Source organism: Acidovorax sp. GW835-FHT14G06 (assembly GCF_058793595.1).
In genome coordinates this window covers 177,023-203,025 of sequence record NZ_JBXAGA010000002.1, presented here as the reverse complement: position 1 = coordinate 203,025, position 26,003 = coordinate 177,023, and the positions used below count along the sequence as shown (strand labels likewise).

Below are 26,003 nucleotides of genomic sequence, written 5' to 3'. Positions count from 1 at the left end.
AGAAGCGGATTCACTCGGTCACAGATGAGCGCACCTGCGCATTGCGCGCAGCAAGACCCTGAGCCCATTGCGACACCGGTTGCACCTGATTTGGCTTCACCGCAGGCAGGGGGGGAGGCGCGGAGTGGACCGGGGCCGCTTGGGCTACTTGCTGGCCCATTGGCTGGCCCGGGAAGGGCATAGAGCGCCCCTGCCAATAGTCGCCCCTGTCGCGGTGGCTGTAGTCGCCCTTGGTGGCCGGTTTCCAGTCCATGAAGAAGCCTTGCGCCACGATCTGGAGACACACGGCGCCACTCACCTGCAATAGCGTGGCTTGCTGGGTGTAGCACTTGCAGACCTTGCCCATGTGCACACATGCCGCAGGGTATGGCGCTTCGGTGGGCTTAGTCACCTCATCGTAAGCCGGGGCGGTGTGCGGGAAGTCCGAGAGCCGGGCCACACGTTCCGCAATGTATTCGTCAGCGGTGAGCTTTCGATTAGGCGGTGGGGGCGGTGCCTGTTTTGGTTCGGCTTGGCCAGGCGCTACGGCTTCACCCGTTGTGCCTGGCTTTGCTTGCTTGGTGACGTTGCTATAGACCTTGGTGATGGCGAAGTAGCCAAACGAAGGAACCAGCACGAGACAAGCGAGAAGCATCCAGACGGCTTTCGGGATGCGCCTTTTCCCGGTGTGCAGGCTGGCCGACCGGTACCACGTATAGACCTCTTTCGGGAAGGCTTGCATGGTCACAGAGCCCGTTTTCCCTGAGCCGTCTTTCTCGCAATTGGGGTTCACTGCAGGCCACTCCAGCACGCTGACGAGATCAGCGCCGAAGGTGCGTTTTAGATGGCGGTGCCAGCCGGGAGAGCCCACCAGCCGACGCACGAATGCATCGATGTTTTGCGGGTGCTGGGTGACCAGATAGAAGTCAAAGCCGCGGCGCCGATGCTCTGCCAGCATGCGCACGTAATCCGGTGGCGTGCCGCTGGGTGGACGCAGCGGGAAGTCGTTATGGCACTCGTCCACCAGAAAGATTGTTCCGTCTGGCTCGTCCTGCCAGTTCTTCATATCAATCTTTTTCCAGCTCGAAAGCTCACCGCCTTCGACTGGCTCAAAGCGCCCGTTATGACAGACCGGGCGGCCCTCTTTCACTGATCGCTCGCGGACCCACTTCAAGGTGTTGAGGGTCTTTCCCGCGCCATTGGCGCCTGTGACGAGATAGAGCATGGGCTACTTCTTCACGAAGCGCTTTACGGCGCCGTTGGCCGCTTGCATGCCCATGCGCACCGCGATAGCGCTGGTGATGATGGAGATGCACTCCCCAACCTTCATGAACGACAACAGCATGACCATATCGGCAGGCAAGCCGCTGAATGCTTGGATGGCCTGAGCCTTGAGGGCCTCAAAAGCGGTGTCTACGCCCTTGTAGGTGATGACGGCAATGCCGAGCGAGAGAAGCGCCTGAAAGACAAGGCTTCCCGCCAGATTTAGCAGCATGCCGCCAGCGGCAGCGATGAATGCAGGCATGGGTTTTTCTCCTAGGTTTTGGTGACGATGCGGGCGGCTGCGATGGACGAGACGACCACCAGAATCCAGCCGAGTTGTTCAAGGGCTGCGCACAGGCGAGAGAAGGGCAAAGTCACCTGTGTGTGCCACACAGTCACGGACAAATCACCGATGCAGGCGGCAGCGCCGAGGACGTTCAGACGGCTCAACTTGCTGGAGACATCAATCTCCTCGTTACCCGGCAAGTCCTTGGTGACGTCGCGGTTGCGGTCCTTCTTTTTCTCAGCCTCGTAAAGCTCAGATTCGGGGGACTTGTCGTCAAACATCTGGCAGTTGCGGCGGTACTGCTCCTTCGCTATGGCGCACTGGATCGCATCGCCTTCACAAGCAAAGCCAGACATGCAGGAGCCACCAAAGCCGCTGCCGTCCTCGCCATCGCCGTTACCGCTGCCACCGCCGCCAGTGCCACCGCCACCAGTACCACCACCGCCGCCCGATGGAGGCTCCGTGTACACGCACTTGCCATTGATCTTCACGGAGCCATCGGGGCACTTTCCATTACCGTCAGGCGGTGCCGGGTCTTTGATGCACCAACTCCCGCTTTTGTGGGTTCCGGGCGGGCATCCACCATCGGGCGCCGGAGGGATGACGATTGGCGGTGGGTAGGTGGGGCCATTGGTGCCGGAGCCGGAGCCACCGTTGCCCGTGCCTGTACCGCCGCCTGTGCCGGTGCCTGTGCCGCCATCACCAGTACCCGTGCCGCCGCCGCCTGTGCCGGGGTTTGTTCCGCCACCACCCGTGCCAGTGCCACCACCGCCAGTCCCGGTGCCGCCACCACCTGTGCCCGTGCCAGTTCCACCACCACCCGTGCCGGTGCCGCCGTTTCCCGTACCGCCATTGCCAGTGCCACCGTTGTTGCCGCCGTTGTTGTCCCCGCCGCCTGTGCCGCCAGAGCCAGGGTTTGAGCCGCCACCATCGCCGGGCGTGCACTTAGCACCAGTAAAACGCCCCGTGCCCACGCATTCCTGCACATCGCCGAATTTGACGCACACAGATGGATTTGTGCGAACGGTACAGCCACCCTCACAGGTAAAGGTCGTGTTGTCGCCATCGGTGATGCGCTCGCCGACTGATTTACCAGCCTCACAACCATTTGGCTTGCACACACCATTCACGCGGGTTTGACCGGCAGGGCACGGGGGGTCTTTGACGCACACGCCATTGACGCGGGTTTCATCGGGCTTGCAGTCGTTTGGAACGCATGCACCGCCCTCTTCGTGGGTGCCCTCCGGGCAAGCTGGCGGCTTGCACTGGCCGTCCTTTTCAATGAGTGGAGTGGTACAAGTGCAGGTAGCACCAGTGGCGGTAGAACCTTCGGGGCAGGAGTTGCCGCGATTGGTAGCGTTGTATTCATTTGAGGTGACATACGCGCCCGAGGTGGCTGAATAGCTGTCAATCAAGCAAGTGGTACCACCGGATCGTGGGGTGTAGGTGCGCGATGGATTGGGGCCTGCCATGGCAGCGGCAATAGCTGCACACAGAGCGTCTTTGGACCCGTAAGCCTGCGCACTAGCGGCTGGCATATACGGCGCATTGCTGGAGTACCAAGAGCCCTGCGGAGACAGTGCATGGGCGACGTTGCCGAAGCAGAAGATGAACAGCAGGGCTAGGCGGTAAAGATTAGCCATGCGGCCCCCAGGATGGCGATGATGGTGAAGAGGCCCATTTGTTTTGCACCTTGAAGAAGCCCACCGCGTGAGCTTTTGCAAGGCCCCTGCCGGCCGGTCAGGGAGCGCTTGGGGCGTGGCTTAGGAGAGAGCCTTGCGCACCCACTGGAAGGCCTTGACGCCCACGTAGATGAGCAGCACAGCGGCGCCGATCAGGCCGATGGGAGCGGCTTGGGCGCCGATGTCAGTCACCACGGCGGTAACGTCGACAGCGGCAGCGTTTGCAGCGGCAGCACCGGCCAGAGCGGCAACGGCGACGAGGGAGCGATTGAAGGTTTTTTGCATGTCAGTTTTCCTCTTCGGTTTGGTTTCCATCGGTATTTCTGAGCGTGCGGATCAGGACGCGAAATCCCCAACCCACGGCCCAGATCGCAAGGATGGCGCTTGCGATTGATGCTCCATCCGCCGCATCCAGTTGCAGCGGAGGGAGGCTTAATTCGTGCACCACAGTCACCGTGCAGGTGCTGGGGCATTCGATAACGGTGGGGTCAGCCACGTGGCATGGCCCGCAGGATTGACTGCTGCCGAATGCGTGCCTGGGCGATGCGCTCTACAGTGCTTGCGCGAGAGCGCAGGCGCTCAGAGAGGGCAACTACTGCGCCATGCACCAGCACGAACAGCAGACCGCCGACGAAGCCCGCCAAGAGGGCGAGCATTGCCACGCGCTGGGCGAAGAATGCGAGGTCAATTTCCATGGTGTGGCTCCTGCTTTTTGTAGAGGTCGTCCAGGTCGATGACCTGTGGTCGGTGGAATGGCTCGGTGTGGTCCTCGATCAGCTGAACGCAGGTTTCGAGGTCTTCCACCACTGCGGCTTCGCAGAGCAACATGACCCACTCCGGCTGTCCGTCCTCGAAAGACGGCGCAAGGAAAGCGCCTGTTGTGCGGGACTGAATCACGTTGCGCATGGGGTGCCTTGTGGGCTTACGCGGCCTTGGCCGTGGCTGCAGGCTTGATCGCAAGCAGCGTCAATTTCGTGGTGTTGTCGGCACCGGCGACAACATCAAACTCGCAATCGCACATGACGCCAGTGATGGGCCATTTGCTCTTGAGATGCGCCCACTTCTGGAACTCCGACGAGTCGCCCAACTTGAATGGACGAGTGACCACGCCGATGCTTTCACCGCTGGAGCTTTGGCCCATGTCCACCGAGAGGTGAAACGTCGTGGAGTCGAAGGCGCGGCCCTCGTAGTCGCCCTTGCTGGACTTGATACCGTGCAGTACGGCTTGGCTTTGCATACGCATTTTTTGGGTTCCTTGTGTGGCCTGAGTTAGTGGGCAAACGCGGCGTGGCCAGCACCGGAGCCCGAGATTTTTTTGAACATCTGCTGATAGATGCGCTCGACTTCGGAGCGCTTGAACTTGGCGAGGCGCCCCGGCATTTCTGCGCAGTTCTCGATGAATTGCATGAGGGTTTCGCGGTCCATGTAGAGGAACGCGAGGGCGGCTGATTTGCCAGCGGTGGAGAAGAACCAACGGGCGTTGCGCGTGCACTCGGCCATGAGGGTTTCGAGCGGAAGGCGTGGCTCTGTTTTGACAGGCTCAGGCGATGCAATGGCGCCGTGTTCAGAGAGCATCAGGGCATGCCAATCACTGGCACCTGAGAAGAAGTCGGCGGGCCTGCGGAGAATGTCCGTGGGCAGCAGGCGCTTTTGGTTTCCATAGCGCAACTCGATGCGCTGCCAGCCGGTGGCGTCCTGTTTGCCGTAGAGCTGGACGCCCTTGTCATAGACGTTGGTTTGCTTGCCTGCGGCCTTGCTGCCGAAGTAGAAGGAACGACCCACACCACCAGCACGCCATGCGCCCACGCAGTTGTGTTCGGGCCGGTGGCCGTAGTGGTCCATGGCTCCGGCGTCGTAGTCACTGGCAACACGGTCCATGCCACCGCTGATGCCATCGAAGAAGTCCAAGGCCAGATCGCAGCGCGTGACCAGGGCGCGGTGGTCGTCCATGTAGTCGGCCATGCGTGGTGCCCAACCTGGGGCAGCAAACGTGCAGGCGACGCCGTACAGGTTGCAATGAATGGTCTTGGACTGGGCGCGCTGGCGTGGGCTTTCGCCGGAGGCGAGGAAGCCGACCCAGCCGCATTCATTGCCAGCGCGAAGAATGCTCCAGCGGTGGCGGTAGAAGTCGTGCCCCTTCTTCATTTCAGGGTCCACGGTGAAGCCTTCGCCGAGGATTTCGCAGACGTTGTTAGCCAGCTCAAGCGCTTGTGTGCTGGCGGCAAAGTCAGGGTCTGGAATGTCGCGCAGGAGGTGGCAGAGCTTTGCGCGACGGCGGTCGTCTTCGCTCAGTTGATGCTCTGACCGGAGGTCGAATTCCGATGCCTGGGCGGGCGGGAATAGATGCTCTACCGTGGGGATGGGAGCGAACCGCAGATTGACTGTGAAGCGGAGCCAATCGACATGCACAGGCGAGCCGGTTTGCACGCGCTCCGCTTGCAAACGGAGCTTGACCTCATTGCCCTCTAGAACGAGCGATGTGGGATGGGTCATGCGGCTGACTCTGGAAAGTTGTCCCCGTGATTACCATCGGGGACCGAAGCTGTCTGAGGTGCTACGCACCCCCCAAAATTGATAGCACCGCGCTCCGCTGCCGCGCCCGCGCTGCGCTTGCTGGGCGCGGCTGCGGGGCGCTGCTGCATGTCATCAAGGAGAGAGGCAATGGAGTGCCACGTGTTGAGCATCCCGGCGCCGGATTGGCCCTTGAGGGTGCACACCCCCAGCGCAGGCGCTGCAGGAGCCGCCACAGCGCGTGCAGCGCCTTGGGTGGCTGGGGGTGTGCGTAACGTCATGCCCTGGCCTGGGCATCTCATTTCGAGTTTGATCACGGCGGCTCCTGTGTGAGAATTGTCCAAATGACATCGTAGTCATTTGTATATCAACGAGCCGGAGTGTAGTCAGATGTATATCGATATTGAATTGAATAAATTAATCGATGATGCGGCTTCGATAGCTGGAAGCCAGCGAAAGCTAGCCGCTTTGCTCGACATGGAGCAAGCGAACTTGGCGAAGATCAAGAAGGGAGAAAGGCCTGCGAACTGGCGCGTTCGGGGCAAATTGCGCGCAATCCTAGGCGAGGACCCTGCGCATGCGTTCATGGCCGCGATGGCCGAGGACTTGGAACAGTCAGAACGCGAAGACGAAAAAAAAGCTGCAGATGGCTTTAAGGCCATGCTTGCAGCTTTTCCTGATGGTTGGCGGAAACGGAGGGATTCGAACCCGCGATAGGGGTATTTCTGGCGTGCTACAGCGTATTCGCTACTATGAACGACTACGCTGTAGCACGCTATAAACGGCCCGTTTAGGTCCGCTTTTAGGTTCAACCAAAAGGTTTCGGCTCGTACTCAGCCATCCGCTCAACAGGCGGTTTCCCGAATACCTGAAGCGTGACTCGGACGCGGTGAATATCTGGGAAGTTCTGATACGGCCCTGACGGGTCGTGCCATTTTTCGTTCACAGTGACCGAGTTCCCCAGAAAGTCAGTGAAAACACAATTCACCAACACCCTCGAACTCGCACTCTTGCGCTCGACGGAAACGCCCCCCAGCGATTCCAACAAATTTGAAGCAGGATCACTACTTTTGGTTCGCTCGCATTCAGGTAGGGTATCCGTTACCTTTTCAAAGACGTCTTCAGCTGTCAACGTCATACCGCTCCTTCTGGAGATAGGGAACTCATCCTCGCACAGAACCATGCAGCGTCATCAACCGCTGGGCGATGCCCTCGGGGTCGATCCGCATATTGCTCATCGTGGAGGTGCCCACGCAGACATGCTCGTACCAGATGTGGAAACCTGACAGGTCGGGCATCTCGGCCTGGCTGCATTGCCGGATCGCCGCGCCAATGTTCGGGGCGCCCCACTGGTCCAGCTCTTCCCGCCCGTCGAGAACGACTACGCGATAGTTTCCGGGTTCAATCTTGCTGATGTGCAGTGTCAGGAGCATGCTCTACAGGCGGATGTTAATTTTCTGGATCTACATCTTAGGTGGGAAAACTTTCATCACATCCATCGCCAGTTTGCGATTTTGCGCAAGCCGACGCTTCCAGCAAACTCGGCTCCGTGCAATGCCCCACCTTGCAAAACGGGCGACCTGTCAACCAGCCGACCTACGAACGATGGACCGAGGCAAAATCGTTTGTATGAATGAAGAACTTCGCCTTCAACTTGACCAGCAGATTCGGCGCATTCGCAGAGCCTGCGATAGCTACGACGCGGGCGATCGGGAAGCGTCGCTAGATCTCGCTGTTGCACTTCGCGTGCTGTTCTACGACACCAACAAATCAACGTCGTTGTGCAAACAACTGGGCATCAAGGATCAGATCTCTCTGCCTTCCTTTCAAGGACTGGGGATGACCATTGCAGAGCAGCAGGCACTGCGGAAGAGCGGCACATGGACGGTTTCCTTCAATATGGAGTTTGTTCCTGGCGAAGCGCAGCCCAGACCAATTACTGGTCCATCGTGGAATGAGACATCCCCGATTCTCCCTCTCCAAGAATGGTTCGCTGAGGTGGTCCATTGCGGTGACCAAATTCTGGACCGCAGAGAGCTTATGCTGTGCGTGTGCCACAAGCTGGGTGGCGCGCACGTCGAAGATGCCACACCAGAGGCGTTGGACCTACGGCGCGGGGCCGGCCACTGGTCCACAACACTTTTCACTGGAGAGCAAGTATCTACGGCTCTTCGCGATCACCATCTTTTGCTTATGCGATCAATGGGTGCCGAGACCCTGTATTTGCCTTGGTGGGACGAGTAAGCGCAGTCAATTCTCAACGGCGATCATTCAATCTACCCAATACAACGGGGGTAATTGAGGCTTAAATGTCAGCCGTCAATTATTTCAGGCGGCTTTCCGGAGGCAGCGCCAAAGTGACCACGCCTGCCGGTGGACGCGGCGCCAGCCAGTGCACCCACAGCCCCTTCAGCCAGGCCAGCGCACAAACCACGGCTACCACGCCAACGCCCCATTGGCCGCTGCTCCAAACCGACCAGAACCAGAATGGCTGGCTGACCAGGCCGACGATGCATGCCCAGCGCTGGAAACGCACGCTGCGGCTCTGCGAGAGCCAGATGGCAGCGGGGCCAAGGATGGCCAGGGCGGATTGCACGATCTGATCAAAGAGCATCCCGAGATTTTGCACCACTGGACAAAAAAACAGACAAATCAGAACAGCCGCAAATCCAATCCAGAAAACGGCAGCGTCGCACTGAAGCCGGGCCTTGGAGAGAGGTCTTCGCTTGGTCCAGTAGGCGCGACGAAACCGCCGATGATGGCCATGGACACCTTATGCGAACCGGACCAATCCCAGCCCCACCCGGGCGCCACCCCGGAGAACAGCAAGGGCCCATAAATGCCAGCCCCCGCACGCACCTCGATGGTCATGGTATTGGCCCACAGGCCCGTCCGGTAGCCCGCCTTGATGCGCACCGTGAAAACGGGGTTAGACGCCGGGTTGAAGGTCGTCCCAGAGGTGTTGGTGATGTCCAAGAAAGCCGGGCTGAACGTGCCATTCCACTGCTCGGCCTTGATCGATCCGTCCGCAAGGATGATGAAGCCTCGGCCCAATGCCCAGAGGTTCGCGCCGTTGCGAATGATGGGGGCCGAGTGCGGATTGTTGGAGCCCTGGCCGCCGCTGCAGTCCAGAGCAAACACAACGTGCGCATACGGGTCGGGGACCGAACTGTAGAAATTCGAGGTGTCTACGGTGGCGATCAGGTCGTTGTAGATTGCTGGGTCGCTGCTGCTGCCGGTCGGCAAGTAAAGGAAGTCCAAGCCGTTCTGGGCCAGGCTCAGCTGCGTGGGCACCGGAGTGCCGGTGTCGGTCACGCTCACGGCCGAGGCCGTGGCCACCACGGTCCCGCTGGTGCCGCCGGTGCGCAGCTGCAGGACGATGGTCTCCGTCCCCTCTGTCAGCCCGTCGGACACCAGGGTCCGAGAGATCGAGCCAGCACCGCCCGAGATCGCCACGCTGCCGCTGTTCTGCCCATCGGAGAAATCCGCCCCAACCGTAGACCCGGCATTGGTCCAGTACAGCGTGCCACTCCCCATCGATGGGGCGGACACGGTGAAGGTGACGCTCCCGCCCTCGGCCACCGACCCGGCGCTGGGCGAGATGCTGTAGGTTGGCGAGCCGCCGCCGAAGGACAGCCAGCCGGTGGCCGCCGCATTGCGAGCCAGCACCCCGGTGAGGCTGCCCGTGCGATCAATCCACCCCGTGCCGGCCGCGTTCCGAATTTTGAAACCTGCGGCGCTGGCAGCGTTGATCCAGCCAGTGCCAGCCGCATTGCGGACGAACATGGTTGCCATTACGGCTGCACCCAGATGTCACCCGGCTTGACGCCGACCGTCGGCTCAGCCGTCTGCACGTAGACACCGCCCACCGGCTTCTCGTAGGAGCTGCCCACCAGAACCCCGGACTGGCGGCACTGGTGGAAGTCGTTCGAGTGCCCGATGAAGCTATCGCAGCTCTCAGCGCGCCAGGCGTCCACCAGCGTGGAACTCATGTTGTAGGACAGGAAGCGGTTGCCCACCACCGTCAACACGGCGGCTGCCTTGATGTAAAGCAGTGTGCCCGCCGAGTGATTCTCGCTGGCAAAGATTTGACAGCCCGTGAAGCCGATGCGCTCGGCCGACATCGGGTAGGTGCCATTCACGTAGCCGTCCAGCACCACGATGGGGTTGCTGGACCCGGTGACGTAGTTCACGAACTCGCAGTTGTGGGCGGTCAGCCCAACGGTGCGGCTACCCAGCGGCGAGCCGCCGGGCCGACCGTAGATAGCGACACCGCTGGTGACCGGGGCCAGGTAGCCCGACACGGCGCTGAACCGGGACACCGGCACATTGGACGCCCCGTAGAAAGTGCCGGAAGTCTTCGAGTACGCGGCCCCGCTGAGGAACAGCGGCACGGCGCAGTAGTCGAGCAAGCAACTGTCCACCACCAAGAAGGCGCACTGGTCGGCCACGATGCCATAGGTGCACACGGCGAACTCGCAGCCGATGAACTTGATATTCTCGCCGCCCGGCCAGCGCAGCGTCTGGTCGCTGGCGCGCGTGATCCACACCCCGGATTCCGCCTGGTTCTGCCAGCGGCAGCTGGTCACAATCCCGTTCGTGCAGCTCTCGAACCGGGCCCCCGCCACGACGTTGTTGAACTCGCAGTTGGCAATCTGGAACCCGATCATGTGCCGGGCCAGCAGGCCCTTGCTGCCGTAGAAGTTGCAGCGCGTGAGCGAGAACGTGCTAATGAAACCGCCCTGCTCTGCGGTCAGCAGCTTGAGCCCGAAGTCGCTGGACGTGCTCTGGAAGCTGACCCCCACCGCCGAGAAATAGGGGGCCGTGGGCGTCAATGGCGTGCTGGTGTCCGCCGCCAGCGGGAAGTTGTCCTGGTATGTGAAGGTGCCGCGCAAGATCGCGCCGCCCGACCCATTGAGGAACACCCGGCCGGACTGGGCGGCGAGCGACGAAATGATGTACACGCCGTCCGGGAAGTAGACGCCCTTGCCCACAGCCTTTGCGGCTGTGATGCAAGCCTGAATGGCACTGGAGTCGTTGGTCACGCCATCGCCCTTGGCGCCAAAGTCAGTGACACACAGCACATCACTGAGCCTGTCGCGCAGCGTGCGCACTGCTGCGCCAGCCGCTGCGGGCTTGTGGCTGACTTGTTTGGATGTCAGGAGGGTGGCCATCTTTTTCCTCGGTGTTCAGGGGGTGGGCCGGGGCGGTTTGGTCAGCGCGTCGTAGTCGCGCTCGCAGGACTGCCCGGCGATTCGGGCTTTGTCGGCGTACTCAGCCAGGACTCCCGCTCTTTGGTCAGCGCGGCCGAGCACGTCGGCAAGCACTCCGATGGGATCACCGGTTGACGCGACTGCGGGCTCAGTGCCGGGATTCGCGCCTGATCGACGGGCTGCGGCGACAAGGGCATCGATGCGTTGCTGCAGGCGGCCAGAAGCACGGCGAGCGCTGGCAGCATCAGCGTTAGCAGCTTCGATTTTTGTAGCGGTTTCACGGGCATTCCTTTCTTGGTCGGCGGCCCAACGCGCTTCTTGCGCACGTACGGCGCGCAGAGCCTTGGCTGTCAGGTCAGCGATGCGCGCCAGTGTCTGGGCGTTCTTGATGCGGGTGTTCGCGGCATCGAGCTGGGCGGTGTGCAGGCGCACGGTCTGCACAACCAGCAGGCCGCCCAACACCAGTGCAGCGGCGATAGCTCCGTAGGTCTTGAGCTTGTCGAACATCACGACCATCCCTCCCGGCGCTGCTTCACGCGCTCCCACACGATGTAGCCACACAGGGCCACCACGGCCAGCAGCAGCATGGGCACCAGCCAGTCGCCCAGGCTCTGCGCGCTGTACTTCACGTCGGCCACGGTGCGCGCGGTCTCGGCTACGGTGGCAACGGCGGCAGTGCCACCGGCCACCACACCAGCGCGGTTGATAGAGCTGGCGGCCATAGGGCGCTCGGGTTCCACAGCCTGGGGCATGGGCTGCGGGGCCTCTTCCTCGCGCAAGTACAGCGCAGCCTCGGCGGCGCGGCGGCGCGTTAGGCCCGGCCACACCTTGCCACCGGCCTTGTTCCACAGCGCGAACGCACGCGCCGCTGCCTGATAGTCGCCGCGCACATGGGCCTTGATGACGCTGGATCCCGCCATGCCCTTCACGCCCACATTCCACGCGAATGAAACCAGCGCGTCGAACTGCGCCTGGGTGAGATTGCCACCCGTGACGCGCAGCACTCCCGCCTCGTAGTCGGCCAACTCGACGCGCAAGCGCTGATCCGCCTGCTCGCGGGTCATCGTGTCGCCCTGGCGCACGCCTTTCGTAAAACCGTAGCCGATGGTCCAGATGCCCACGGGGTCGCGGTAGGCCTCAGCGCGGAAGCCTTCGAATTCACGGATCAGAGCGATGCCCTGGGGGGATGTCTTCACGGCGTACCTCCGCTAGAGAACAGGGTTTTGAACAGGGTTGCCAGTGCGGCCCAGCCGCCGATGGCATAGACGATTCCGCCCAAAGTCACGAACAGGCTGGCGCGGCGCAGCAGCCCCCACAGCCCGCCCAGAACGAAGCGGCCGGCGTGCTGTGTGGCCTGCCTCTGCAACACGGTGAGGCCTGCGGCCCAAAAGGCTGCGGCGGTCTCCTCGGTCATTGCGCCCTTGATGCCCTCGCGCACGGCGGCGGCCATCTTTTCTTCGAGCCATACGCCGGTCTCGTCGGTGAGGCGAACTTCGGCGGGAGAACGAGCGCGCCGCTCTGGACCTTGGTAGTCGCTCATGCGCGCCCCCCAGGCAGCACCGACCAGGTGACAGGCGCGCGCAGGTCGTGACCTTGGATCGGGAACCAGAGCCGAATGCCGTCATCGCGCAGCACGTTGTCAATCTCGTAGCCGATGCGCACACGCACAGGCACCAGGCCCAGCCACCGGTCGGCAGCCAGAACCATCCAGGCGCCGTTGTGGCGCCGCACGGTCACGCCATCGCCGCGCCACACCTGCACCGGCAGGGCCGGGTCCACGGGGGCGCCCAAGCGCCATGCCAGGTACTCGCCCGCGTTGCGGCGATACCAGGCCTTGCGGGACTTCTGGCTGCGCGGGTGTTCGCCCTTGCACCAGTAGTTGGCGGCCCGTGCCTCGCGCGTGTCATCCAACCATGCGCCCGGCAACGGGCGGCCATCGGGCCAGGGCACGTTGTCGCCGTGGGCGGTGATGTTGACCATGGGCGCTATGTCCCAGTCGGCCAGGTCGGGCCGCACGTCGATCAGGCGCTCATCGCCCCAGGCCAGCAGTCGCGAGATCTGTCCGGCCTTGAACAGGCGCACCTTCCACTTGGCCCAGGTCAGCCCGCTGGCGCGATCGCGGGCCAGCTCCAGGCTGGCAATGGCTTCGGTGTGCAGATGCGCGGGAACGCCTGCGGTTGTGAGGTGCTGGACGATGTTCATGCTGGCCAACCTTTCGCCACATCAATGGCAAGGAGTGCAGCAACGTCGTCGCCTGCTGCACCAATGTCGTCTTCGATGCGCTGCCGAATCCCGGTAAGCGCGCCATGGATGGAGCGGTAGGCCGCGTCCTTGGAGACGATGCGCGCGGCAAGCTCTGCACGGTCCAGCGCGCGGGCAGTTGCCGCAGCGTCAATCCAAGGTGTTGCGGCCTTCGCGTCCGCGAGCAGCGCTCGCGCCTCTGCCGTCTGCACGGGCCAGCTCTCGCGCTCGCTCGGCGGATAGCCCGAGGCGATCACCCGCATGCGCTGTTCGTATTCCCAAACCAGTTGGGTGCGCAGCCAGGGCGCCAGCGTGCTGGGCTGCAGCTCAGACAAGGCCCAGCGCTGCGAGTCGTTGACAGGCTTCTGTTCGACGGGCTGCTGCAGCGGGTGGCCTACTGGTGGATCCGTGGGTTCGTACCAGGCGAAGTCCCCGCAGGGCTTTCCATCCGGCACGGATGTGCGGGGGTTCGCGGCGCGCACTTCTTCGACGGTGTGGCCGAAGGTGCCAGTCTTGGTGTTTCGGTATGGCATGGCGCTGTCAGGTGAGGTTGAATGCTTGCCAGCCCGTCCAGGCTGCGACAGCGGTGAAGGACTTCACATCCGTCCAAGACGAGCCGTCGGCAGAGCCTTGAATCTTGAAATCGCGGGGGCAGTACCCTGAAGATGGGTAAGGAAGGATTGCAAATTCCGCGACGCTTTTTGGAGTTCCAAGGTCGTACCGCACCCACGCCGGAATTGCTCCCGCTGGGGTGATCCAGCCATCGGATAGGTAGTTGTCTATCGTGTATGCACCCAGGTAAACCGTGCCTTCGCCGTTGTCGAAGAACGAACTTTCTGCCACCGGGGTGGTGCCGTAATTGGTGATGTCAGAACCGCCCGCCGATGCTCGCAGCTCCACTTCAAAAATATAGAGCTGCGTACCGCCTGAATTCAGTGCTGTGACGTAGAGCCGCCAGTACCTATAGGCCGCACCCCCGGGTGCGACGGCGCCAGCGGCTGCCATGAGCAAATCGCGCACGCTCACTTCACGTCCTTCGCCAGCAGCATGCCGGTCCACGTCGTGCCGCCATCGTGGGTGTAGAACCCCAGCACGTCACGCCCCGCAGCCGTCAAGGCGGGGGCACTGCCGCCCGCCCACTTCATGCCCGACCACCAAGTGATCGTGGCGCTGCCTCCGTTCGTGAGGTCGAGCATGAAGGACGCCAGCGTGCCGGTGGCGGGCACATTGCTCACGGTGAAAGTGATGGCGCCGGAAATCGTCTTGGAGAACAGATTGCCGGTGGCTAGGTCAATGGCCGCTGCAGCAACTGCCACTTTGACCTCGCGCAGGCCGGTGATGGTGGGGGTTGTGTTTGCCGCTTTTGCATCCAGCGCCCCCTGCAGCCCGGTCACATTCGCAATGGCGTGGGTGTGGCCAGTTTGCGAGTAGCGCGTATCGCCCCGCGACTGGTTGAAATACTGGGTGTGGTCGTCGTCCTCAAGGCCGCTCAAAGCACCGTGGTCCGTGACACCAGAACCCGCAATCGAGATGTTCCCCGAACCCAGCAGGCTGGCGCCGTTGATCGTTTTGATGTTGGTGCCGCTGACGAGTACAGCCTGCTTCCCGTTGATCGCCATCACCATCACATCCAGCGTCGCGACCAGGCTGTCGATGTCGGACATGACGTGGCTATGACTGGACGGCGGGAAGGTGGAGGGCTTGCTCCCCACGCCACTCCACGGCACGGACTCGGCCGCATCCACCACCCCGCTGTTGTTCGTGTCGTACACCGACTTGAGCATGTCGCCGGAGCTAGATCCGCCACCGCCCGGGGCGGCAACGCCGATGACGAACGTCACCCGGTCGTCAGCTTCCAGGGCTTCCAGGAACGTCACTCGCGTGGCGTTCGTTTCCGTGAAGTCCACCCCACGGGTGGCGCGCAGGCCGTTCACGAACACCGACAGGCTGTTGTTGCCCGGGGTGTATGCGTTGGTCAGGTTGAAAACCGTCTGCCCGGCAGTGGCTGTTTTCAGCTCCACGATGATCGTGGCTGTGCCACCACCCCCACCGCCGCCAGGCACACCGCTGAGCGGGTAGGCCACGGGCTTGCCCGTGGCGTCAAAGGCCAGGATGGCATTGGCGCGGTCAGCAGCGCCAGGCAACACCATGGACAGGCCTTCAGGATCGGTGATCGGTGCACGAAGCGTGCGGCCGATGCGTGAGGCCAGCTGCTGGATGAGGATGACGACCCGGTCAAAAGCAGCGTTGATGACCCCGGGGAAGAATCCGCCCTGGTTGGTCAGCGCCAGCGGCTGCAGGTTTGGGACATTGCTGGTGATCGTCAGCTTGGCATTCAGCGCCAAGGGGACGAAGGTTTGCACCTCGCCCCCGGGAGACACTTCTTGGTCAGGATTCAAGGTGACGCTATAGTCATCCCCGAATGTGAGAATTTGTTCCACTCCTTCGGGCGATGTGAAGTACACCTCCACGTAAGTGGCGGAGATGACTTTGAACGCGAAGGGGAAGAGTGTCGCGACGCCGTTCCCGTCATAGGGCCCAGCCTTGCGGTCCTCAGAGGAAATTGTCATGCGGAGGCACCCAGAAATTGCCGCAAGGCTATTCGTGGGGGCTGCCGATACGTGCACCTATGCGGCGGAGGGCCGCTAATAAAGCAAAGGGGAAATCATGAAGCGTTTTTTTGTTGCCTTGCTGGCCGCAGCGGCCGGTTCTGCGTTTGCGCAGGTCGAGTGCTATCCGGTGAACAACCGCCCGGGCATTCTTTCGAACGTCAGTTCCACGGGCACGGCCACGCGCGGCAACCCGGTCACGGTTTGCTCGGTGATCAATTCGCAGGAGTCCCTGGACTCATCGACGTTGTTCATGGCCGAGTCGGACAAGGGCGACGCCGTGCTCGAAATCTTCTACCCCTATGAGCGGTCCAGCTTCCCGAACATCCAGGGTGATAGCTACAACCAGAACTTGTTCCCCCGCCGCACGTTCGACAACTTCCGCGACACGATCAACCCCAGCGAAATCGACCTGCTCAAGGAAAAGCTGCGCCTGCCCTACCGGGAAACTGACGCTGCCGCGCTGATGACTTCAGATGATCGCTTCTACGGCATGCTGTTCATTGCGACCTTCTACACCCAGAGCAAGACGAGCTACAAGTTTGGGGTATGCGCCACCGGATACCCCAAGGAGGGCAGCGCCCAGGTATCCGTGTCCATCACCAATCTCGGCCCCACCAAAAACGGCGTTTGCTACCGCCGCTCCGGCTACTACTTCGAAAAGTAGGCCTACCGCTTCTCCTGGAACCCGAAGACCACAGCCGCAGGGTTGTCGGTCTTCCCTTCCGCCAGCGCGTTGACGCCAGTGATCGTGCGATTGGCCTGCGCGCTGGGCAGCCCGAAGAGATCGCCCACGACGTTGATCGCGGCCTTGCGAAACGCGGTGTCGAATTCGCCCTGGTGCACCTGCTTGGCCAGCGTGCCGGTGTCGGAAACCAGCCGCAGACCTGCGGGGCCGGTGTAGTCCCGGCCCATGTCGTTGGCGCCGCTCACCGTCTTGGCCGCTTCGCCGAATTCGCGCACCACCACCATGAGGCCCATCAGGTAGTCGATCTGGTTGGCCAGCAGCTTTTTGGCGATCTTCTCCCAGTCGTCATCCCCTGAATCCCCAGGGGTGAGCGCGTTCTTCAGGAAGTACCCCAGCACGGCGGGCACCACGTACAGCATGGCGTAGTCCACCGCCAGCTTGCCCTTCTTGGCGGCGGTGTCGGCCGTCATGGTTTGCGCCACCCCGAGGTTCAGGGCCGTGTTCATGAAGGAGTAGTACACCGTGAACAGGCGCTGCGCGGGACCGCCGCGCTCCATGGCCGACAGATCCTTGGTCTGCCCGCCACCCTGGGCATCGATCACCGCCTGATCGGCCAGCGCCACCGCGCGGTTTTCATCGTTGCCCTCGGCCGTGGCCTTCTCGTAGGCGCCCCACCAGGTCGGCAGGTCCACCACCTGCTGGCAGCGCATCATCAGGAAGTAGGCATAGCGCCCCACGTACTCGTTGAAAGCGCTCTGGTCCTGCACTTGGTTGCGCAGCTCGTTCAGCTCGCGGAAGCGGGTGCGGGCCCGGTTCTCCATGAAGGCGGATCGCCCGTTGATGTCGCGCGCCAAGTCCCTGGGGTGGGCGATGTAACGCGCCACGCCACGGCCGATCCAGCCCACGCCCACCCGGGTGATGGATTGGGTCAGGCCCAGGGGCTGGATCAGCGCGCTGACCACGTTGAAGCCCAGGCCGGCCGCGCTGACGCCCTGGCGCAGCCGGGACAGCGCCTGGTCCGCTGCCGCGTCGCTGCCCTTCTCACCCTCGGCCACGTCCTGCACCCAGCTCTTGAACTGCTGCTTGACCTCGGGGCCATAGTGCTCACGGATCACGGTGTCGATGGTGTTTGAACGCAGCAGCCGGTTCGCATCGATCAGCCACTCATGCCAAGCCAAATCGTGGATCACGTCGTTGACCCCGCCGTACATGCCCGACAGCGTGTAGAGCAGTGGGCGCCCAGACACCTCCTCCACCCGGGACTTGGTGAAGCTGCGCCGCGTGGTAGCCGTGGTGTAGGCGCCCTGCATCTGGCGCTTGGCGCCCTCGGCATCAGCATGCTGCTCCGCGCGCTGGCTGGCGGCCGGGTCGTACTTGATGGGGTAGTACCCGCCGCGCAGCGTCAGCGTCTGCCCGTCCTGCGTGGTGATGGCCAGCGGCGAGGGCTCCACCCATGCGGGCTCCTTGCCATACACGCGCAACTCCTTGGCGGCGATCTGCGGGCGGTAGCTCTCGAAATGGTCCCAGACCGCCTGCACGGTTTGCCATTCCTGCGCCGTGAGCGACTGCAGCACCGGGCCGATCTGCGCGCGGGTCCAGCCCTCGCCCCCCAGCAGGCGCTGGATGTTCCCCTCGTTGCCCATGTTCAGGGCGATTGCGATCCGAGACTCGCGGTTCAGGCTGCGCCGGATGGATGGGAAATACTGCCCCTTGCCGCCCATTTTCCCTAGGGCAAACACCGGGGCCATGATTTCCGCCAGGCGGGCCGTGGCCTCTGCACGCATGGTGGTCTCCATGTCGCCCCGCTCGTTCGCGCTGCGCAGGAAGTATTCCCATACCGGGCCGCCGTCCTTGCCCCCGTCCATCACCCGCGCCCAGGTCGCCACCTTGATGTGGGCAGCCCAGAAGCGCTTGAGCCCTTGCACCGCCCGCCCCGCGTTGGTGGTGGGCGTGCGCGTGTCAGCCTGCCGCCCCTGGGCATGCTCGGCAATGCCTGCCGCAATCTCGTCGCGCGCCGCCTGGTAGCTGCGCTGGTCGGCCGCCGTAAGCAGTTTGTTCTTGAGGCGGCCCAGGTGCTCGATCTGCCGCACGGTGTCCACCAGCCCACGGAACTCTTCCACCGTCAGGTTCTTGTAGGAGGTGCGGTAGGCCTCGTTCTCCAGGTCGGCTGGAATGTCTGGCTCAAGGCCAGCCTCGCGCTGGGTGGCGAGCCATTGGGCCAGCGCCGTGCGCTTGTCCACGGCCTTCAGGCTTTGGCCCTTGCGCAGGTCGAAGCGCTCCAGCAGGTTGGCGATCTGCTCGGCATAGTCGGCATCGAGCGACTTGATGTCGCCGTCGAACTTCTTCAGGTAGCGAAGGCCCCGGTCGATCTCGTCCAGCGCGTTGTGCGCGGCCCGCGTGGCATGGTGCTGGATCAGCTGGTTTCGTTTCTCGGCCGCCGCCTGGGCCAGGTCGCCCGCCTTGGCCGCCCGCTCTGCCGCCTTGGCGGCGCGCACCTCGGCGCCAGCGTATTGCCCAGTGCGCACAGCGCGGACTTGCAGGCGGGCGATCATGTCGGCGGCGAAGGTCTTGGCCGCATCCGAAAGCACGCGGCTCTCGCCCGTGGCCTTGGCCAGCGCGTTCGCCTCGGTCGCCAGCAACCGTGCGCGCACGTCGTTGTGGATGGCCTGGTCGGCCGCCCGCTCGATGGCCTCGGGCGTGGCAAGGTCGCCGTGGCGCTCCAGCATCAGCAAGTCGGTCAGGTTCTCGATGGCTTCGCTGGGCGGGACGGCCTCGGCCAGTGCGCGCACCATTTCATCGCCCGAGGTGAACGCAGCCTGACCTTCAGCGGTCAGGATCAGCTCGGCGGCCACATCAGGGTGCAGGCCATCCGGTGCGGTCATCTTTCGCTCCTTCAGCAGGGCGACGACCTCGGCGGGCACACCCAGGCCGCTCAGGGCGGCCAGGTCCAGCCGCGCAGCCGATAGGGCGGCGGGGTTTGCGAAGCCGGGTGCCTCGGGCTCAAACTGCGCGCTGTAGTCGAAGGCGGCGGAATACTGCGGGCTACCACCGATCTCTGAGGCGATCTTGTCTTCCAGGTCGTGCAGGTCGTGCTTTCCATGCTCGTCGCGAGGCAGGTAGCCATACTCCGTTAGCGCCTCGGCCATGCTGTCGGCGGTCATCCCGCCGGTCTTGCGGAAAACCGGCTTACCGAACACGCCCGACTGCGCCTTGAAGTCATCCGGGTGCACGCCCAAGTGATTGGCTGCAGACTCTCGCGACAAACCACCCAGCTTGGCAATGGCCACCAGCAGCGAGTCCATGGAGGGGTCGATCCGGTTGGGGTCCGACTTTGGGCGGTAATCAGGGTCAAGTGGCGCGGGGTTCTGTCCCTCCCATTTTTGCAGCGCTGCACGGGTCGCCGCATCGATAGCTACAGTCTCGCGCTTGAGAACCTTGGCCTGCGCCTTGGCGGCGCTATCCGCCTTCCGGTACTTGATCTGGCCTTCATCCGACTGCTGCCAGACCATGGCCTGGGCCTGCTCGATGGCGTCGGTTTCGGCAGTCTTCCGCTGGGCATTCCATTCAGCCAGGGCCTCGCGATAGGCTGCGCGGGCAGCGTCAGCGGGTAGCATGTCATCACGCGAGATTCGACCCGACAGCAGCTGCCACGCCTGATACACCGGCTGCCTCATGACCTCGCGGCGGGCGTCAATTTGCGCCTCGGCGCGCAAGTCCTTGGCCTCCCGCTGCAGGCGCTTGAGCATCCGCCCCCGCGCGTTGTGCAGCCACTGCATATCGCGCAGCCCGCGTGCCTGCAGCTCCTCGGTGGCGGTGTTGGTGGCATCCAACCCCAGTGCCTGGTAGGCAGCGAACGCCTCGGGCGTCATGCCGGCCTGATCGGGAGTGGCGAACAACGGCATCATGCTGCGCCCCTGCTCGGCCAGCGCGATCTCTTCGCTGGTGGCCAGCATGCGGTCGAACACGCTGCGCACCTCGGGCGTCAACTCCACGTTGAGCGCTTTGAAATTCTTGTACACGGCCACCAGCCACGCGCGAAAGCGCTGGAACAGGCCCTGCAGCTCAATGCTGGGCGCCTTCCCCTCGAACAGGTACGCCTCGAAGCCTCGTGCGAATTTTTCATGGTGCGCGCGGCGCTCCTCGAAATCGAGGTTGTGCCACTCGGCCAGGCTCTGGATGCCAAACCAGTCCAGAACGGCGCGTGCGTCGGCAAGGATCTGGGCTTCGTCGGGCTGGTTGGTGTCGTCCCCAAAGGCATCAGCCTCATGCTGCAGGCGCGAAGCCATGTCCATCTGCACCTCAAGAAAGAAGTGCCCCGTCTCATGCAGGAACGTGGACAGGTCCGCAGCCTTGAGCAGCGCAATGGTGTTGGTTCCGGGGTTGAAGCTGCCGCGCGCTGCCTGGTTGAGCGTTTCGCCCGCTGGCCCTACAATCCCATCCATGCCCCCATACGTTTCGGACGTTAGCTTGGCGACAGCCCGCTTCACGGCGGTCTGGGCATCAACCGATGGGGGATACTTCCACAGCGTGGCTCCACGCACATTCTGGCGCTTGCTGGAAACCAACCCGGTGTAAACCACCGTCCCATCCTCATACTGCTTGGCGAACACAACGCCCCGCACCTTCTCCGGCCCTACTTCCGCCGGAACTGAAACGTTGGCGTCGATGGCGTCATAGCCCGTGACGATCTCGGGGATGCGCGCCACGTCTGCGCCCGTCACGGCAACCTGCCCGCGTGACGCTTCGGCGGCTTCGTTGCCGTGGTTTTTGCGAATGTGATCGACCCGGCTTCGGTCCACCGAATGCGAATACCCTGCCAGCTCCGGCGCGTCCTGCGCCAGCTTGCCCCCCAGGTCCGTCCAGAACACAGCGTTGGTGTCACCCTTCGGTGCGCCCCACAGTTTCGCCGCGTCCTGCCCAGTGGTGGAGTGTGCCCACCCCTTGGGCGGATGGGCTGCCAGAGCCTGGTCAAATTGCTGACCATCCACCACGGATTCAGCCACTACCCGCAACGGGTAGCGCTCGAAAAGCGCCTCGGGCGTCATGCCCAGCTTGGCGGACTGCACTGCGTAGAAGCTGCCCACCATCGCCGCATAGGCGTCGTTCGCCTGGGGCGTGAAGCGGCCCGCCGTGTCCAGCTGGGTTTTCACGTTGGCGCGCACGGCGTCGGCTGACTGCTTGAAAGCGCTGTCGCCCTCCTGCTGCTGCAATGCCTGCTCTACCTGGGCTTTCAATTCGTCGGCCCGGGTGTCCATGAAGTGCTGGGCCTCAGCCCGGCTGAACCCCTCGGGATCGGTCTTGATGTGATCGACCAGGCTCTGGGCGTACTCGCTGCCCGCAATGCGGCTGGCATATTCCTGCACCGGGATGGCGATCTGCCCACCAGTTTGCAGGGCTTGGCCCAGCTGCGCGGCGACAGCGGGCGACACCTGGGCAAGCTGCTCGGCCATGCCAGATTGCATGAGCGTCTGAGCGTCGATGAAAACCTGTGTGGCGGGGCCACCCTCAGCCGCGCTGGCAATGAATTGCTCGAACACCTCGGGATCGCGCGCCAGCACCTTGTCGGCCTGCGCCAGGTCGTTGAGTTGCTGGAGCAGCTGGCTCTGCTGCTCGGCCGCCTGGGCGCGGCGGGCCTTCTCTTCGTCACCGGTGATGACGCTGTCGATGCCGCGCATCACCGCCACGTTGCCTCCGACCCCGACCAAGGTGGCGATCAGCGTTTGCACGGCGGCACCTGGGCGCTCCTCGACGTAGGAGCTGAAGGGCTTCTCAGGATTGAGCACCGCCCACTCGTTCAGATCCTGCAGCACGGTGGCGATCTGCTCGCCGGGAATCTCCAGGGCGGCCTGGTGGCCCAGTGTCTTGAGCAGGGAAGAGCCCGCACGCACGTCGCCCAGCAGCCGCGATACCGGCAGCTTCTCGGTGGCGTATTCGATGGCGGCCTGCGAGGTGCCGAACGCGAGCGCGGGCGCCACCCCCACCCCCTTGTCGCGTGCCTCGCCGTAGGCCTGGCCACCCACGGGCGCAGTCATGGCAGTCATCGCAGCAGACTGGCCGCCGGGCAGGAAGGCCAGTGGCAGCGCCGCCATGTTGCTGGCCAGGGAGGCGAAGCCGGAGAAAACGCCCGACTCCACCAGCCCATCCGCCCGGGGCATGGTCGCCTTGGCCTGGGCCTCAATGCTCTGGCGGTAGCGCGCCAGCCCTTCCGCCGTAGCGCGCAGCGGGTTGCCCGGGAGAATGCGGCCCACCAGTGGATCGGCCAGCGGCGCGGCCATGTCAAAAGGTGCCTGTGCCAGGCCAACCACCCCAGCGCTGGCGCGTTGCAGCCCGGACAGGCCAGCGCTACCCGCGCGGCCCACGTCGCTGACGAACCCGCCACGCGCTGCACCGGGGGCGCTGACAGCGTATTTCGCAGCCCCGCCCAAAGCGGAGAGCACGCCCTCAATCCCGCTGAAGCTGTCCACGTTGTCGTGCGCAATCTTCGCCTGGTCCACGTCGGCGAGGATGGCCGCCGTGGCCGGGGACATTGCGGCCAGTCGATCGAAATCCATGGAGCCCATGCGGTCCTGGCGTTTCATCTCCTGGGGGAGATTGAAGGCCGTATCCACGGGGACACCTGTGCGCTTGGCCACGCGCCGCGCTTCGGCGTAGGCCTCGGGGTTGGTGTCAACCGCTGCTGCAAACCCAATGCGGGCGGCCTGGGCGGGCTCGGGCTGCAGAGACTGGGTGATGAGGTCGTCGTAGTCGTTCATTTGCGTGCGATCTGGCGTTTCCAGTAGATGTCCATGACCTGGGCGTCTGTGGGCTTCTCCACCCCCTGGCGCTTGTAGGCCGCCTCGATGGCGGTTCGCTCCTGGCTGGGGATGTCCCCGACCTTCATCGTCAGCATCGGTCCCGAGGAGTTGGAGAAGAACCCTCGGAACGTGGCATTGCGGGCAAACAGGCCATCGACGTGCTGCGCCACCTCGGCGTCGGTGAACTTCTTGCCGGCCTCGCGCTGGGCCGTCAAGAAGTAGTCGTTGACGAACTTGCGGATTCCGCCGATGCGCGCCGCGTCCTTGCCGCCGTCGTCCTTGGGCGTGGGGTCGATGCCCAGCACGCGCAGGCGCTCGTCCATTACCTGCTTGATGCCCTGGCTGTTGAGATCGCCCGGGCCATTGCTGCCGGAGGCGGCTCCAGTGCGTTTGGCGCGCTCGGCGCTGAAGTGCTTGTAATCAGCATCGGACAGCTCCCGGCGCAGGGCAAAAAACTGCGCATCGGAGAGCGCGGCCAGCTTCTCCGGGTGCGAGGTCAGGTCGTTGTAGAGCCAGAGGCTGGTGGAGTCATCGCCCTTGGATACCTTCTGAGCAAAGCTCATCAGGTTGTCCACCTCCTTCGGGGGCACGGCCGCGCGCACGCTCGCTGGAAGATCCGTGAAGCGCCCGCCGTTCTGGATGATCCCGCGCATCGCAGTGGCCACCGCCTCTTCGTCCCGCTGCTTGATGGCCTTGGTCTGTTCCTCAAAGCGGCGCGCAGCCTCATCCCGGGCCACCTTGTAGCGATTGGGGTTGCCAGCCAGGCGGGGGTCGCTGCGCAACTGGTCGTCAATTTCCTGAAACGTGGGGCGCTGCGCCTGGCCCTGCCCGGCCTCGAACTCGCGCATGTTCTTCTCGACGTAGGCCTGGGTTTCCTTGGGCATGTACTGCAGCCAGGGCACGGCCTTCAGGCTGCCGTCCACTTTCGCGAAGTCCGTGGACTGGGCGGCCTTCTTCATGGCGTCCTGCAGGCGGCCGGGGCCCGCGTTGTAGGCGGCGTAGGCCTTGGCCAGGTCGCCGCCGTTGTCCTGCAGCTGTTTCTGGAAGTAGGCCATGCCGATGGCCTTGTTGTAGGCCGGATCGTTTTTGTACTTGGCCTCATCCCACTCCAGCCCCGCGAGTTTTGCGGCCTCCGGCCCCGTGCCGGGCATCACCTGCGCGATGCCCACCGCCCCCTTGGGCGAGGTCAGTGGTTTGCCGTCGGCGCCAAACTGCCGGTAGTTCGACTCCGTGCCCAGCGCCACGTTGAAAGCGCGCTCAGCTTCGCTGGTCTGGATGCGTGGCTGCATGCGGGTCACAACATCCGCCGCCGCTGCCACGCCGACCTGGGCGTCCATGGCCTTGGTGACGTGGCCGCGCACCGTGAGGATGTCGTCGGCGTCCATCTGACCCGCGTACCGTTTCAGATAGGCATCGGCGAAAGCCGGTGAGTTCTGCTCCAGCGCGGTGAGCATCGCCACCTTGTGCGCGTTGCTGGTGAGCTTGCGGGCTTGCGATTCCTGCCACTCGGCGGACTTGCCCAGCAGCTGCGCCTGGCGATAGGTTTCTGCGCGGATCCGCTCCACAGCCGAGTTCACCGCGTCGGTGTTCTGCCAGTTGAGACCGATGTCGCGCAGGGCTGTGCTCTGGATGCCCTCCGAGGTAGAGAGCGCATAGGTCTTGTATTCCTGCGCCTCATGCTGGATGGCCTGGCCGCGAAACGAGGTCAGGATGTCGTTGGAGTGCATCGCGAAGGCCTGGCGCTGCGCGGGGTTGCCCAGCGTGCCAGCGATCTCGTCCACCTGGCGCTTGAGGTTTTCGCTGTACTCGTCGGCCAGCGGCTTGCCGTCAGGGCGCTGCAGGGCGTTCACACCCTTGAGCGCGGAGAAGCCAGCATCCTTGTCATAGGTCAGGCGGAGCGCCGCCTCCTTTGCGCGATTCAGGGCGTCATCGACCCTCAGCTGGTTGGCCTGCTGCTCCATGTCGTTGGCGATCTGCCCAAACGCCTGGCCGCCAGTGGCCAGGGCACGCCCCATCTGCTGGGCCTGCTGGCCTGCGACATCGGGCAATTCCGGGGCGCTGATGCGCGCCTGCGGCAAGGCGGATGGTGCGGCCTGGAAGCTGTCATAGGTTGGAACGCGGGGCATGCTCAGTTCCTCCCCCACTTGTAGGTGTCGCCCCAGTTGTCCTGTGGCGCGAGGGCGCCAGCCTTGCCCAGCGCGTACCAGCCACCTGCCACGCTCCCGGCACTACCCAGCAAGGAGGTGGCGGCCGAGGTCAGGGGGCTGATTGCGCTGGCCGTGGCCCGCTTGCCAAGGGCCTCGTTCTGGTAGTTCACGGCCTGGGTGCGGTAGCCCCAGGCACTGCGTACGGCGTTGGCCTGGATGGTGTTGGAGTCGATCTCCTTCATGATGTCCGTGCTGGCCTGAATCTCGGCGGCGTTGCCCGCGCCCAGGTCCACGCCATTCGCAGCCAAGGCCACGCGCTGGCCGCTCTTGAGCTGCCCGGCCTTGAGGGTGAGCGATGCGACTTGCTGCTCACCCTGCTGCAGGGCCGACTGGGCGCCCAGCTCGGCGATGCGGGCATTGGTGTCGGCAATCGCGGCCTGTCCGCGCAAGGCGGTTCGTTGCGACGCCGCGCCGTAGTAGCTGCCAACGGTGGACATGGCTGCGCCGCCGATCTGGCCAATCAGCGCGGCGGATGCCATCTGGCTTGAGGAAAATCCCATGCTGTTCTCCGGGAGGATGCGGCATGGTGC

General features: G+C 63.6%; 27 protein-coding genes. 3 read left to right on the top strand and 24 right to left on the bottom strand.

The window, feature by feature from the left end; genetic code table 11:
* Positions 1-10: 10 nt before the first annotated feature.
* From AC1Q64_RS03475 to AC1Q64_RS03435, 9 genes are all read right to left on the bottom strand, one after another.
* Complete coding sequence (locus tag AC1Q64_RS03475; protein WP_492250481.1) at positions 11-1,204, bottom strand: zonular occludens toxin domain-containing protein; 1,194 nt, start codon at positions 1,202-1,204, stop codon at positions 11-13.
* Between the two features lie 3 nt (positions 1,205-1,207).
* The gene (locus tag AC1Q64_RS03470; protein WP_492250480.1) at positions 1,208-1,504 is read right to left on the bottom strand and encodes a DUF2523 domain-containing protein; all 297 of its coding nucleotides are present in this window, start codon (positions 1,502-1,504) and stop codon (positions 1,208-1,210) included.
* An 11-nt stretch (positions 1,505-1,515) separates the two neighbouring features.
* On the bottom strand, positions 1,516-2,535 hold the full coding sequence (locus tag AC1Q64_RS03465) for a hypothetical protein (protein WP_492250479.1): 1,020 nt from the start codon (positions 2,533-2,535) through the stop codon (positions 1,516-1,518).
* A 756-nt stretch (positions 2,536-3,291) separates the two neighbouring features.
* Positions 3,292-3,495, bottom strand: a complete 204-nt coding sequence (locus AC1Q64_RS03460; protein WP_492250478.1) for a major capsid protein — start codon at positions 3,493-3,495, stop codon at positions 3,292-3,294.
* Between the two features lies 1 nt (position 3,496).
* Positions 3,497-3,706, bottom strand: a complete 210-nt coding sequence (locus AC1Q64_RS03455; RefSeq protein ID WP_492250477.1) for a hypothetical protein — start codon at positions 3,704-3,706, stop codon at positions 3,497-3,499.
* Positions 3,699-3,905: a hypothetical protein gene (locus tag AC1Q64_RS03450; protein ID WP_492250476.1), complete on the bottom strand. Its 207-nt coding sequence runs from the start codon at positions 3,903-3,905 to the stop codon at positions 3,699-3,701. The genes AC1Q64_RS03455 and AC1Q64_RS03450 overlap by 8 nt, the downstream gene beginning before the upstream one ends.
* Complete coding sequence (locus AC1Q64_RS03445; protein ID WP_343736073.1) at positions 3,895-4,116, bottom strand: hypothetical protein; 222 nt, start codon at positions 4,114-4,116, stop codon at positions 3,895-3,897. Before AC1Q64_RS03445 ends, AC1Q64_RS03450 begins: the two co-directional genes overlap by 11 nt.
* A gap of 16 nt (positions 4,117-4,132) precedes the next feature.
* Positions 4,133-4,453, bottom strand: a complete 321-nt coding sequence (locus AC1Q64_RS03440) for a hypothetical protein (protein ID WP_492250475.1) — start codon at positions 4,451-4,453, stop codon at positions 4,133-4,135.
* Positions 4,454-4,479: 26 nt separating this feature from the next.
* Positions 4,480-5,703 carry a replication initiation factor domain-containing protein gene (locus AC1Q64_RS03435; RefSeq protein ID WP_492250474.1) on the bottom strand — a complete coding sequence of 408 codons (1,224 nt, stop codon included), beginning with the start codon at positions 5,701-5,703 and terminating at the stop codon, positions 4,480-4,482.
* A gap of 408 nt (positions 5,704-6,111) precedes the next feature.
* Here AC1Q64_RS03435 and AC1Q64_RS03430 point away from each other — a divergent pair, with 408 nt between their 5' ends.
* Positions 6,112-6,438: a hypothetical protein gene (locus AC1Q64_RS03430; protein WP_492250473.1), complete on the top strand. Its 327-nt coding sequence runs from the start codon at positions 6,112-6,114 to the stop codon at positions 6,436-6,438.
* A gap of 91 nt (positions 6,439-6,529) precedes the next feature.
* On the opposite strand, the gene AC1Q64_RS03425 is transcribed toward AC1Q64_RS03430, so the two are convergent.
* Both AC1Q64_RS03425 and AC1Q64_RS03420 read right to left on the bottom strand, forming a co-directional pair.
* Positions 6,530-6,859, bottom strand: a complete 330-nt coding sequence (locus AC1Q64_RS03425; RefSeq protein ID WP_492250472.1) for a hypothetical protein — start codon at positions 6,857-6,859, stop codon at positions 6,530-6,532.
* A 25-nt stretch (positions 6,860-6,884) separates the two neighbouring features.
* Entirely contained in the window at positions 6,885-7,154 is a 270-nt protein-coding gene (locus AC1Q64_RS03420; protein ID WP_492250471.1) for a hypothetical protein, read from the bottom strand.
* Positions 7,155-7,350: 196 nt separating this feature from the next.
* Here AC1Q64_RS03420 and AC1Q64_RS03415 point away from each other — a divergent pair, with 196 nt between their 5' ends.
* Positions 7,351-7,965 carry a hypothetical protein gene (locus AC1Q64_RS03415; protein WP_492250470.1) on the top strand — a complete coding sequence of 205 codons (615 nt, stop codon included), beginning with the start codon at positions 7,351-7,353 and terminating at the stop codon, positions 7,963-7,965.
* Positions 7,966-8,044: 79 nt separating this feature from the next.
* Here AC1Q64_RS03415 and AC1Q64_RS03410 read toward each other — a convergent pair whose 3' ends face one another.
* Genes AC1Q64_RS03410 through AC1Q64_RS03365 form a run of 10 tightly spaced genes read right to left on the bottom strand, consistent with a single transcriptional unit; the run spans position 8,045 to position 15,574 of the window.
* The gene (locus tag AC1Q64_RS03410) at positions 8,045-8,335 is read right to left on the bottom strand and encodes a hypothetical protein (RefSeq protein ID WP_492250469.1); all 291 of its coding nucleotides are present in this window, start codon (positions 8,333-8,335) and stop codon (positions 8,045-8,047) included.
* A 38-nt stretch (positions 8,336-8,373) separates the two neighbouring features.
* Positions 8,374-9,516: a hypothetical protein gene (locus AC1Q64_RS03405; RefSeq protein WP_492250468.1), complete on the bottom strand. Its 1,143-nt coding sequence runs from the start codon at positions 9,514-9,516 to the stop codon at positions 8,374-8,376.
* Positions 9,516-10,895, bottom strand: coding sequence for a glycosyl hydrolase family 28-related protein (locus tag AC1Q64_RS03400; RefSeq protein ID WP_492250467.1), 1,380 nt, complete (start codon positions 10,893-10,895; stop codon positions 9,516-9,518). Before AC1Q64_RS03400 ends, AC1Q64_RS03405 begins: the two co-directional genes overlap by 1 nt.
* A 15-nt stretch (positions 10,896-10,910) precedes the next feature.
* A complete protein-coding gene (locus AC1Q64_RS03395) occupies positions 10,911-11,441 on the bottom strand; it encodes a DUF2514 family protein (protein WP_492250466.1) in 531 nt (176 codons plus the stop codon).
* Positions 11,441-12,130, bottom strand: coding sequence for a lysozyme (locus tag AC1Q64_RS03390; RefSeq protein ID WP_492250465.1), 690 nt, complete (start codon positions 12,128-12,130; stop codon positions 11,441-11,443). Before AC1Q64_RS03390 ends, AC1Q64_RS03395 begins: the two co-directional genes overlap by 1 nt.
* Positions 12,127-12,474 (bottom strand): hypothetical protein, encoded by a 348-nt coding sequence (locus tag AC1Q64_RS03385; RefSeq protein WP_492250464.1) that lies wholly within the window; start codon positions 12,472-12,474, stop codon positions 12,127-12,129. The genes AC1Q64_RS03390 and AC1Q64_RS03385 overlap by 4 nt, the downstream gene beginning before the upstream one ends.
* On the bottom strand, positions 12,471-13,136 hold the full coding sequence (locus AC1Q64_RS03380) for a hypothetical protein (protein ID WP_492250463.1): 666 nt from the start codon (positions 13,134-13,136) through the stop codon (positions 12,471-12,473). The genes AC1Q64_RS03385 and AC1Q64_RS03380 overlap by 4 nt, the downstream gene beginning before the upstream one ends.
* Positions 13,133-13,708 (bottom strand): HI_1402-related protein, encoded by a 576-nt coding sequence (locus AC1Q64_RS03375; protein ID WP_492250462.1) that lies wholly within the window; start codon positions 13,706-13,708, stop codon positions 13,133-13,135. The genes AC1Q64_RS03380 and AC1Q64_RS03375 overlap by 4 nt, the downstream gene beginning before the upstream one ends.
* 7 nt (positions 13,709-13,715) lie before the next feature.
* Positions 13,716-14,195: a discoidin domain-containing protein gene (locus AC1Q64_RS03370; RefSeq protein ID WP_492250461.1), complete on the bottom strand. Its 480-nt coding sequence runs from the start codon at positions 14,193-14,195 to the stop codon at positions 13,716-13,718.
* A gap of 2 nt (positions 14,196-14,197) precedes the next feature.
* Positions 14,198-15,574 (bottom strand): phage tail fiber repeat family protein, encoded by a 1,377-nt coding sequence (locus AC1Q64_RS03365; RefSeq protein WP_492250460.1) that lies wholly within the window; start codon positions 15,572-15,574, stop codon positions 14,198-14,200.
* A gap of 268 nt (positions 15,575-15,842) precedes the next feature.
* Between AC1Q64_RS03365 and AC1Q64_RS03360 the strand changes: the two genes are divergently transcribed.
* Positions 15,843-16,451 (top strand): hypothetical protein, encoded by a 609-nt coding sequence (locus AC1Q64_RS03360; RefSeq protein ID WP_492250459.1) that lies wholly within the window; start codon positions 15,843-15,845, stop codon positions 16,449-16,451.
* Positions 16,452-16,453: 2 nt separating this feature from the next.
* On the opposite strand, the gene AC1Q64_RS03355 is transcribed toward AC1Q64_RS03360, so the two are convergent.
* From AC1Q64_RS03355 to AC1Q64_RS03345, 3 genes are read right to left on the bottom strand one after another with little or no spacing between them, the layout of a single operon-like run.
* On the bottom strand, positions 16,454-23,224 hold the full coding sequence (locus AC1Q64_RS03355) for a PBECR3 domain-containing polyvalent protein (protein WP_492250458.1): 6,771 nt from the start codon (positions 23,222-23,224) through the stop codon (positions 16,454-16,456).
* Positions 23,221-25,392, bottom strand: coding sequence for a transglycosylase SLT domain-containing protein (locus tag AC1Q64_RS03350; RefSeq protein ID WP_492250457.1), 2,172 nt, complete (start codon positions 25,390-25,392; stop codon positions 23,221-23,223). Before AC1Q64_RS03350 ends, AC1Q64_RS03355 begins: the two co-directional genes overlap by 4 nt.
* A 2-nt stretch (positions 25,393-25,394) precedes the next feature.
* Complete coding sequence (locus AC1Q64_RS03345; protein ID WP_492250456.1) at positions 25,395-25,973, bottom strand: virion core protein, T7 gp14 family; 579 nt, start codon at positions 25,971-25,973, stop codon at positions 25,395-25,397.
* Positions 25,974-26,003: the final 30 nt, after the last annotated feature.